Raw genomic sequence first — 9,207 nt, 5'->3', positions numbered from 1 at the left:
ATATGGAAAACCCTGCTTGGTCATTGGAGACCTTAATGATGTGGGTTGGTCCTATACCAGTGAGTTGTTTTTGAAAATCAGCGGGCTATTGGACCCTAGACGGGGAAGGGGGATGTTCAGTACCTTTCACGCAAAATATTTTTTCCTGAGATGGCCTTTAGATCATATTTTTGTAAGTAAGGAATTCACTTTGAAAAACATAACCGTACACAAGAGTATCGGCTCAGATCATTTCCCTATCAGCACCAGCCTTGTTCTTAACCCTGCCAACTTAAACGAAGAGAAATCCGCAAATGCCACCGAAAAGAGAGAGGCGAAGGAAAAGATTTCCGATGGAAAAGAAGCTTGATGCCAAGGATTGACAGCGCTCCTGTCTACAATCAAAACCTCATTTTACCTCTTATCTTTTTAAACCCGAAAGATGCATCAGTTTGCCTTTTGGGGTTTAAACTGCTCAAAAACCACGCTATTGGGAGAATAAGGGCTGATGCAGACAAGGAGAAGTCAAAACAGTGAACAAGGATTGACTATGAAGCAATTCCAGGCCGGAATGAAATTGGGAATGGATAACACGGGTTAAATTCTAAAGTGATGCCCTCGAATTTGACACAAAAAAACCTGCCTGAGTGGTCTCAGGCAGGTTTTTTTGTGTCAAATTGAATGACTTTAATTTTTTTCCGCTGCCTTGGCCTCGGCTTTTGCTTTTCTGACAAAGCCTCTTCTAAATGGCCATGTATATTCCAATGCCTCCAAACCCCTATTCAAATTCATGGAAGAGCTGTCCACATTGTCCATGGTGTTTTTTAGCGTGTTGGCAAACTCTGCATCATTGAGCAACATTCCTGCTGCGTTATCAGATCTGTTCAGTTTTTCAGTTACAGTCGTCAGATTGCCTGTCAATTCCTTTGCATTGTCAGCAGTTGCTTGTAAATCTGAAATGGAGGCCTGAAGGTTTTTGTACATTTCCTTATCTGTGGCCAAGTCATTGAATAGTGTGCCCTCCTTGTTGAGTTTGGAAGAAAACGTGGTCAATTCACCAATCATCCTGTTGCTGTTGACAGAGGCACGCTCTAGATTGATTAAAATCGCCTTAAAATTTTCCTGCAAAACTGTGTCGGTCATCACTGCGCCCACGATTCCTTTTCCATCGGCAATTTTTCCGGTGAGGTTTTTTAGGTCATTGGTGATGGAAACGAGGTTGTTGTTGTTTTCCTGAAGTGTCTCCATCATTTTATCCGTGTCCAATGGCATAACCGCTACCAGTCTGTCCCCATCTTCAACCGGTGGAGATTGAGTGGTACCACCGTAAAGCACAATGATTTTATTTCCAATGAGTCCATCAGAACTAATGGTTGCCTTGGAGTCTTTTCGGATGTAATCGCTCGTCTTGGATTCCACGCTCATCTCGATTTCCACTTGAGAATCCCCATAGAAATTGATTTTTCGAACGGTTCCGATTTTAACACCGGAAAACCAAACATTATTGCCTGTTTGCAATCCAGCAACATCTTCAAAAACCGCTTTGAGTTTGATGCTCTTGACGAATTTTTTTTGTTGCCCACCCAAGGTAAGGATTCCGGCTACCAAAATGGCAATGCCCAGCAATACAAATACCCCTACAATGACGGATTTTTGGTTATCGTTTCTCATTATTGAATAAAATTATAGTCGTAAAATGATTTAATTCTTTCGTCAGTAGCATTTTCGAAAACTTCGGAAAACTCCCCGACTGCCTTAAACTGACCATCCAAAAGTACCGCAACCCTGTCTCCCGTCGCTTTTGCACAGGTAAGATCGTGGGTAATGACAATGGAAGATGTATTGTATTCCTCTCTCACCTGATTGATAAGTGTATTGATTTCCACGCAGGTAATCGGATCCAATCCTGCCGTTGGCTCATCATATAACATGATTTGAGGATTCAGAATCAGTGTCCTGGCGATCCCGATTCTCTTTTTTTGACCTCCGGAAAGTTCCGATGGCATTTGATTGATGGACTGTGGCAATCCAACCGAATCCAACAAACCTTCAATTTTTGTATCGATTTCCTTACGGGTGAGGTTTTTAACGTTTCTGACAAGGGGGAATTCCATGTTTTCCCTCACGGTCATACTGTCGTAAAGGGCACTGTTTTGGAAGGAAAAGCCGATTTTAAGTCTCAAGGCATTCAACTCCTTAAGTTTCAGTTCGGAAATTTCCTTTCCCATCACCATTACGCTGCCTTCATCCTTTTTCAACAAGCCCACCAAGATTTTGATCAAAACCGATTTCCCTGAACCAGATTTTCCTAAAACGACTAGATTCTCTCCTTTATAAAGATCCAAATCAACACCCTGCAGGACCTTTAGATCCCCAAAGGATTTTGTTAAGCCCTTCATTTCTGCAATTTTTTCCATCATAATCTATCCGTTTCGGATGGCGTTAACGATCTGTAAACTCAACAACTCCTCAATGAATATCAAAAACATCGACATGACGACCGATGCATTGGCAGCTTTCCCAACCCCTTCAGTTCCTTTTGTGGAGTTATATCCTTTGTAACAACTGACAATCCCAATTGTGAATCCAAAAAACAAGGATTTGATGATGGAAGAGAAAATATCCAGAAAAGAAATGGCTTCAAACACTTGGACAAAGAAAGTGGACATACTCACCAATTCGTTTTGACTGACATTGATATAGGAACCCATCAATGCAAGAAAATCCGTGTACATGACCAATATAGGCAACATCAAGGTAGTGGCAATCACCCTTGTAACCACCAAATATTTGTAGGGATTGATCGCCGAAACTTCCATGGCGTCAATCTGTTCGGTGACTTTCATCGAGCTGATTTCTGCACCAATGCTTGAACCGACCTTTCCAGCCGCAATCAATGCTGTGACCAATGGACCCATGGCCCTTACCACCGCCACAGAGATCAAGGAAGGGAGCCATGAAGTGGCTCCGAACTCGGAAAGGGAAGGGCGGGACTGGTTGGTGAAGACAATCCCCACAATAAATCCTGTGAGGGAAATCAGGGGCAAAGACCTATACCCGATTTCATAACATTGCCGGAGTATTTCTTTGAATTCATAAGGCGGAAACCAGATTTCTTGGAAAAACCGCTTGACAAATGCAAAAGCATCTGCAAGACCGGTAAAAAATTTATCTAAATTCTTGGTAATTGTTGGTCTTCTTTCGTAGGTTTTTTCAGCCATAAGAATTTTTAATCAATCTGCAAAGCTATATGATTTTAAACAACATCAACATGTTATAATCCCAAAATATCAGAAATCACTTCATTATGCAATGGTTTGATCAAAAATCCTGAAATCTGAGTATAGCCCATGCTATTCTCAATATCATCAGGATCCAAGGATGAAGTGAGCATCTTTACATCAATAAGGATTTTTAGTTTATTCAATTCGTCCAAAAATTCCCATCCATTCATCTCTGGCATATTCACATCCAACATCAATAAATCGGCTTCATTGGTAGCTAACCAATCTAATGCCAAATATGGATTTTCAAAGAAAAACAGTTCTAGATCCGGCCGGAGTCGGAGCATGTTTTTCTTATTGATCATGTGTTGGATTTTATCGTCGTCTACAAATAGAATTCGCTTTATAAATTTATTCATGCCAAAAATCTTTGGAAGTCGTGTTTGGTTTTTCCTGTTTCGTTTTTGGAATTCATGCTGCTTTTCAAGCATCCAGAAAACAGATCAATCCCAAAACAAATTTAAGATTTTATACCCACTTCGTTCCAATATTTTACGCAAAACGATTTTTAGACTGGTCTAATTTTTTTAGGCTTAACATTTTTAGCCTGGACTAAATATTATGTATTCATCTACTTTTCAACACTTTAAATATTCATAATTAAAGCTATTTATTGAATTGTTTCCACCCTGATTTGCCCATAAATTTTATCAGAGACATTCCCCTCTTCGTTCTTCAATCCGGTAAAAACCTATCCCCTTCCATGGGACAAGTTTTTTTGAGAGGATCAAATCGACATTTTTATCTACCTTGCTTTTTGATTTTCAAGTCAACAAAAGAATGGAAGAGAAAAGAAAAACCATTGGCATTCGAAACAAAATCATGGATGTCCTGATTTTTTTTAAAGATCGATTTGATCTTCATGAGGGCAAAGAAGATGAAATCGAAACCATCGAATACATCAAAAAAAATGTAGAATTCAAAGGTGCTAATTTATGGATTTTGATTTTTGCGATCATCGTGGCATCGGTTGGACTCAATGTAAACTCTACCGCAGTGATCATCGGCGCCATGTTGATCTCCCCTCTTATGGGTCCCATCATGGGCATCGGATTGGCAGCCGGAATCAATGATTTTGATCTGCTGAAGAAATCACTCAAAAACCTAGGGATCTCTATTCTGATCAGTATTCTGACCAGTACGATTTATTTCTCTTTCACGCCGCTTGCGGATGCCCAATCTGAATTGCTGGCAAGGACTGAGCCCAGCATATGGGATGTGCTTATTGCACTTTTTGGAGGCCTTGCAGGAATCGTGGCTGGATCCAGAAAGGAAAAGAGCAATGCCATCCCAGGAGTTGCCATAGCCACGGCGCTGATGCCCCCTCTTTGTACTGCTGGTTATGGTCTGGCAACCGGAAATTTTTATTACTTCTTTGGAGCGTTTTACCTATTCTTCATCAATTCCGTCTTCATAAGTTTGTCCACCTACCTGATTGTACGGTTCATGAAATTTCCAAAAAAGGAATTTATGGACAGAAAGAGAGAGCGGACAGTAAGGAATTACATCACCATTTTCACTATCCTGACCATTGTACCCAGTGTTTATTTGGCCTATAATATTGTGACAAGGACCTTATGGGAAAAAAATGCCAAACAGTTTATCAAAACCGAGTTGGATTTTCCAAGAGCCCAGATCATTGCCAGCACCTTGATTTTCGATGCCGACAGCAGTGGAATTGAGGTCTCGGTAATCGGAGACAGGATTGAAGAGGAACAAATCCAACTCTTGCAGAAAAAACTGATTGCCTTTAATCTCCCAAAAACCCATTTGAAAATAAAACAAAGCGGGGACAACGGGACAGACATGAACATCCTTCGGTCGGATATCCTAAAGGATCTCTATGAACGCAATGAAGTACTCATCCAAAACAAAGACCAAAAAATTGCTCTTTTGGAAAGGGAAATTGCCGAATACGACCAATCGACCAAGCAAGTGATGGACATCGCAAAGGAAGCCCAAATCAATCATCGGAATCTGGAAACCTTTACCATCAATCGCGCCGTGATCGCCAACTTGAAGGATGAAAAACAGGACACGCTTTTGCTGGCCTTTGCCAAATTCAAATCAAAACCCAACAAAGACGAAACCAAACGACTTACCGATTGGCTAAAAATCCGGACCAAAGCCGATACAATAGCCGTAATCATCGAAACAGGATCGTAAAATAAATCTCACAAAATCCCTGAATCAAGAATCTCGTATCCATTTCATTAAAACAAAGCCTAGACCTCTTTCCCATGAAAACCTCTCTCCTCTTGATTTGCTTGACTCTCCTCTCCATTTCTGTCATCGCACAGGAGAAGTCTTTTGATCCCGAATTGGCTGCCCAACTGAAGGCTGACGACTATGGAATGAAAAAATTTGTGATCGCATTCCTTTACCGTGGGTCCAAAGTGGATGACTATTCGCCTGAGGAAAGGACAGAATACCAAAAGGGACATATGGAAAACATCTCACGGCTGGCTGAAATGGGGAAATTGATTTTAGCCGGTCCATTTTTTGGAAACGAGGATTTACGGGGGCTGTTTTTCTTTGATGTGGAATCCATAGAAGAAGCCGAATCATTGACAGAAACAGATCCTTCCATTCAGGCGGGAATCCTCCGGATGGAACTCAAAGAATGGTATGGATCCGCTGCCTTGATGATGATCCCGGAAGTCCACCCAAAAATCCAGAAAAAAGCCTTTTGAGAACGTATCCCTGATTTTCATCCGTTTGATTTCTATTCAACCCAAAATATGCATCAGTTCTCCATATGGAATTGAAACTGCATGAAAATAAGACAAGTTGGAGAATAACGCTTTTTATCGATAGGGGGAGGTCGAAAATTGTAAGCCAAAACTGATCTTTGAGCAATTTTAGACTTGAATCGAATCGGTAAAGCATAACACGGGTTAAAAAAAAAGCCATCATTTGAAGGATAAGGTCTTCAAATGATGGCTTTTTCTATTTGCCGAGTTTTTTAACGCCCGCAGATTTCTTTAAATGGGCAATATCCGCACTTTTTCAAATCCTCAGTTTGGCCAAAGGGTACCGCAGGGTCAAAAACCTCCTCCAAAAGGGTTTTTAAATGGCTCTCATACGCTTTCTGATGATCTCGGTAGTCACTGACCTCCCTGCCTACCGCCCTGCCCTCCTTCTCTTGCAGATAGGGATTGAAATCATCGTTGAAAATCTCCTTGAAATTAAATAGTGCAGGCTTCAAGGCTTGTGTATTTTCTGGGTGCTCCGATTGGTAAAGCAAACCGTAATATAGCGTCTGCATGGCGGCCTTATTTCTGCTCTTCTCTTCTCGATCAAAAAGACTCTCCACATTTTTAAAAGTCTTTTTGTCAGCTCCTGATTTATAATCGATCAACCTGATGGTACCGTTTTGCTCATCAACCCGATCGATAAATCCCTTCAAGCCGATCCTGATCAAACCTTCTTGGCCTTGAATTTCAAACTTGGCCTTGTGTGCCTTCTCCATGGATACGAGACGAAATGGCGCGGCTTCCTCATCGATCTCCAGCATCCGGACGAGATACTTTTGCAAGACATCCCGAACAATAGCCATCTGCCCGCCCAATTTGGTATCTGCATCTTCCTCCAGATGATAAAATTTCCGAATACCCAATTCTATTGAAGGAAATACCCATTTTTCCTTCAATTCCTTGAAAGCTGATTTCTCTAAAACATCTGTTTTTTTGCGCTGCTGAAATCCCTGATACAAAAATTCCATGCTGTAATGGGCAAGGTTTCCAAATACCGCTGCATCGATTTCCTCCTTCACCTCCTCTTTTTCCTTGATACCTGCAAGATATTGAAGGTAGAACTTCAACCTACAATCCAGATACACACTCAATGCGGATGGGGAAAAAGAAGTGAGCGATTTGCCATCAGGCTGAATGACATAGCGCTCCAACAACTCCAAAACCTCCGCTTCTTTCTCAATATTGATCGCCTGTGGATTTTTGAGGTCGATGGGAACATAAATCACCTCCTCTTTCATATCCAAACCCATTTCTATCATCATCTGCTGGATATAACGGCTCTTTTCACCTGCCTTTCCCTGATCGGATGCAGTGGTATAGATCATGTGCACTTCCTCCGCACTTTGCAACAAGCGATAAAACGTATAGGCATAAATGGCGTCGTTCTGCTCCTGAACGGGCAAATTGAAAGCACGCCGGATATTGAAGGGAATCATGGAATTCAGTGCGCCTGATGGAGGGAAGCTGTCCTCATTCATGTTGCAGATGATGACTCTCCGAAAATCAAGGTTTCTGGATTCCAATACGCCCATGACCTGAAGTCCCTGTAAGGGTTCCCCTTCAAATGGCAGCTTGACTTCCCTAAACACCTGCCTAAACAATCGGATAAAAAACTCAAGACTTATGTTCATTGAATCTTGGTCAACAAAGGTTTCCTTGAGCCTATTCAGCTGTTTGAAGCACTGATACAAGTAAGACCGCTGCAAGGGCTCTTCTTCCAAGCGTTTGGCCATTTCTTCCATCAGGGTTGACAAGTACTCAAATAGCGTATTGCCCTTCAGTTTTTGGAAGATCAGGATAAAAAAATCTCCGCCAGCATGCAGTTCTTCTTGGGAAACATAGATCTGGTTTTTTTCCTGCATGTCAAGCAAAAGCTTTTGGGCATGTTCGGGATTGGCGGATTTTAGGTAGATGGAAGAAAGCAAATCCTTCACGGGCTTGTGATAAAACAAAACCTTGCCCTCCTCTACCTTGACGAACCGCTGCATTTCCAATACCGCTTCCAGAAAGGCATACACCGGGGCATTTTTAACCGGGTAACCCATGGTCACATTCACTTTGTCAATCTGGTCGGGCAGCGTATGTAGGACCGGGAAGAGCATTTGCTCATCGGGAAGGATGACCACGGTCTCTTCCCAGGCACTTTCACCCACAACATTTTCCAAGATCGACCCCACCAAGTTGGCTTGGTTTGTCTTCAAAGGTGTGGCATAGGTGAAAATCTTCGCTTTTCGGCTTTGGATATCGTTGGGAATGGTTTCTGGAAAAGTGGGTCCCAATATCCGGTCTTTTCTGTATTCCCTGAAAAACAGACCGGCTTCTTGGTTCTTGTCCTCCAGATAATAACTGTCCACATCCCAGTAAACTTTGGCTTCAAATCTTTCGATAAAGTGCTTGACCAGTTTTTCTTCTGTTGCCGTAAAGGCATTGAAACCAATAAAGATAAATTTCTTATCGGGTTTCGCCAGGGAATCCAAGGACTCGGCAACTTTTCTATAGAGTTTCCCAGAATAGGCAAAACCCGAAACATCCAAGGAGGATTGAAAAGCTTGGTAAAGCGGATTCAACAGTTCCCAGAATTTAAGGAATTTATCTTGGTGGCTTCTGTCCTGCCGTTCGAAAGAGCGCCAGAACTGTTTGATCAATTCTACTTGGCTCTCTGTCAGAAAGCTCAAATCCGACTCCAAATCCTTGATTTCGGATAGATGGAGATACAGTTTTTTGGCATTCACCAGAAACTGGTCCACATCATTGAAATCTTTGAGGATCATTTCCCCCCAGAAATAGAACTTGTCAAATTCCTCTGGGGCGGGATGCAGCTTTTGATACACCTTGTACAATTCAAAGATCAAGGTCAAATCATCCGCTGGACGCTGACCGGCATATTGGTAAAAAACATCCTCAATTGTCCTCACTTCGGGCATCCAAGTGGGCTTGGCTATCAAGCTCCCTAGATGTTGGGTAAAAAACAAACCCGCCCTGCGATTGGGAAGAACAATAACCAGATTTTGGAGATCCTGATTTTCCTTGAGAATGGATTCGGCGGTGTTTCTTAAAAAACTATGCATATAAGAAAGTTAAAGTAATTGTGCAAAGGAATGGGATTTACCGGGATGAAAAAACCGATTGACAAAAGATGTCAGGAATTATCGCTTTCAGCCAAAATATGTATTGAAACTTTTATAAGA

The 9,207-nt window shown here is 41.8% G+C and carries 8 protein-coding genes; 3 read left to right on the top strand and 5 right to left on the bottom strand.

Going from position 1 to position 9,207, the window contains the following annotated elements; translation table 11 throughout:
• The coding region (locus tag Q7J63_RS01695; protein ID WP_304883710.1) for an endonuclease/exonuclease/phosphatase family protein at positions 1-349 on the top strand (349 nt) is incomplete at its 5' end.
• Between the two features lie 317 nt (positions 350-666).
• Here Q7J63_RS01695 and Q7J63_RS01690 read toward each other — a convergent pair.
• Genes Q7J63_RS01690 through Q7J63_RS01675 form a run of 4 tightly spaced genes read right to left on the bottom strand, consistent with a single transcriptional unit; the run spans position 667 to position 3,622 of the window.
• Complete coding sequence (locus Q7J63_RS01690) at positions 667-1,650, bottom strand: MlaD family protein (protein WP_019598894.1); 984 nt, start codon at positions 1,648-1,650, stop codon at positions 667-669.
• Complete coding sequence (locus Q7J63_RS01685; protein ID WP_304883709.1) at positions 1,650-2,399, bottom strand: ABC transporter ATP-binding protein; 750 nt, start codon at positions 2,397-2,399, stop codon at positions 1,650-1,652. Before Q7J63_RS01685 ends, Q7J63_RS01690 begins: the two co-directional genes overlap by 1 nt.
• 3 nt (positions 2,400-2,402) lie before the next feature.
• Positions 2,403-3,200 carry an ABC transporter permease gene (locus Q7J63_RS01680; RefSeq protein ID WP_019598896.1) on the bottom strand — a complete coding sequence of 266 codons (798 nt, stop codon included), beginning with the start codon at positions 3,198-3,200 and terminating at the stop codon, positions 2,403-2,405.
• A gap of 53 nt (positions 3,201-3,253) precedes the next feature.
• Positions 3,254-3,622 (bottom strand): response regulator, encoded by a 369-nt coding sequence (locus tag Q7J63_RS01675; RefSeq protein WP_304883708.1) that lies wholly within the window; start codon positions 3,620-3,622, stop codon positions 3,254-3,256.
• Positions 3,623-4,043: 421 nt separating this feature from the next.
• Between Q7J63_RS01675 and Q7J63_RS01670 the strand changes: the two genes are divergently transcribed.
• Together Q7J63_RS01670 and Q7J63_RS01665 are read left to right on the top strand one after the other, a co-directional pair.
• Entirely contained in the window at positions 4,044-5,429 is a 1,386-nt protein-coding gene (locus tag Q7J63_RS01670) for a TIGR00341 family protein (protein WP_304883707.1), read from the top strand.
• 74 nt (positions 5,430-5,503) lie between these two features.
• Positions 5,504-5,956, top strand: a complete 453-nt coding sequence (locus Q7J63_RS01665) for a YciI family protein (protein ID WP_304883706.1) — start codon at positions 5,504-5,506, stop codon at positions 5,954-5,956.
• A gap of 272 nt (positions 5,957-6,228) precedes the next feature.
• Here Q7J63_RS01665 and Q7J63_RS01660 read toward each other — a convergent pair whose 3' ends face one another.
• Positions 6,229-9,087, bottom strand: a complete 2,859-nt coding sequence (locus Q7J63_RS01660) for a PD-(D/E)XK nuclease family protein (protein WP_304883705.1) — start codon at positions 9,085-9,087, stop codon at positions 6,229-6,231.
• Positions 9,088-9,207: the final 120 nt, after the last annotated feature.

The organism is Rhodonellum sp. (assembly GCF_030656585.1).
GTDB classification, from domain to species: Bacteria; Bacteroidota; Bacteroidia; order Cytophagales; family Cyclobacteriaceae; genus Rhodonellum; species Rhodonellum psychrophilum.
This window is presented reverse-complemented; position numbering and strand designations above follow the sequence as displayed.

Coding starts and splice junctions, on each gene's coding strand:
- Q7J63_RS01660 (WP_304883705.1), bottom strand. CDS start 9,087: ATGCATAGTTTTTTAAGAAACACCGCCGAATCCATTCTCAAGGAAAAT.
- Q7J63_RS01675 (WP_304883708.1), bottom strand. CDS start 3,622: ATGAATAAATTTATAAAGCGAATTCTATTTGTAGACGACGATAAAATC.
- Q7J63_RS01685 (WP_304883709.1), bottom strand. CDS start 2,399: ATGATGGAAAAAATTGCAGAAATGAAGGGCTTAACAAAATCCTTTGGG.
- Q7J63_RS01680 (WP_019598896.1), bottom strand. CDS start 3,200: ATGGCTGAAAAAACCTACGAAAGAAGACCAACAATTACCAAGAATTTA.
- Q7J63_RS01665 (WP_304883706.1), top strand. CDS start 5,504: ATGAAAACCTCTCTCCTCTTGATTTGCTTGACTCTCCTCTCCATTTCT.
- Q7J63_RS01670 (WP_304883707.1), top strand. CDS start 4,044: ATGGAAGAGAAAAGAAAAACCATTGGCATTCGAAACAAAATCATGGAT.
- Q7J63_RS01690 (WP_019598894.1), bottom strand. CDS start 1,650: ATGAGAAACGATAACCAAAAATCCGTCATTGTAGGGGTATTTGTATTG.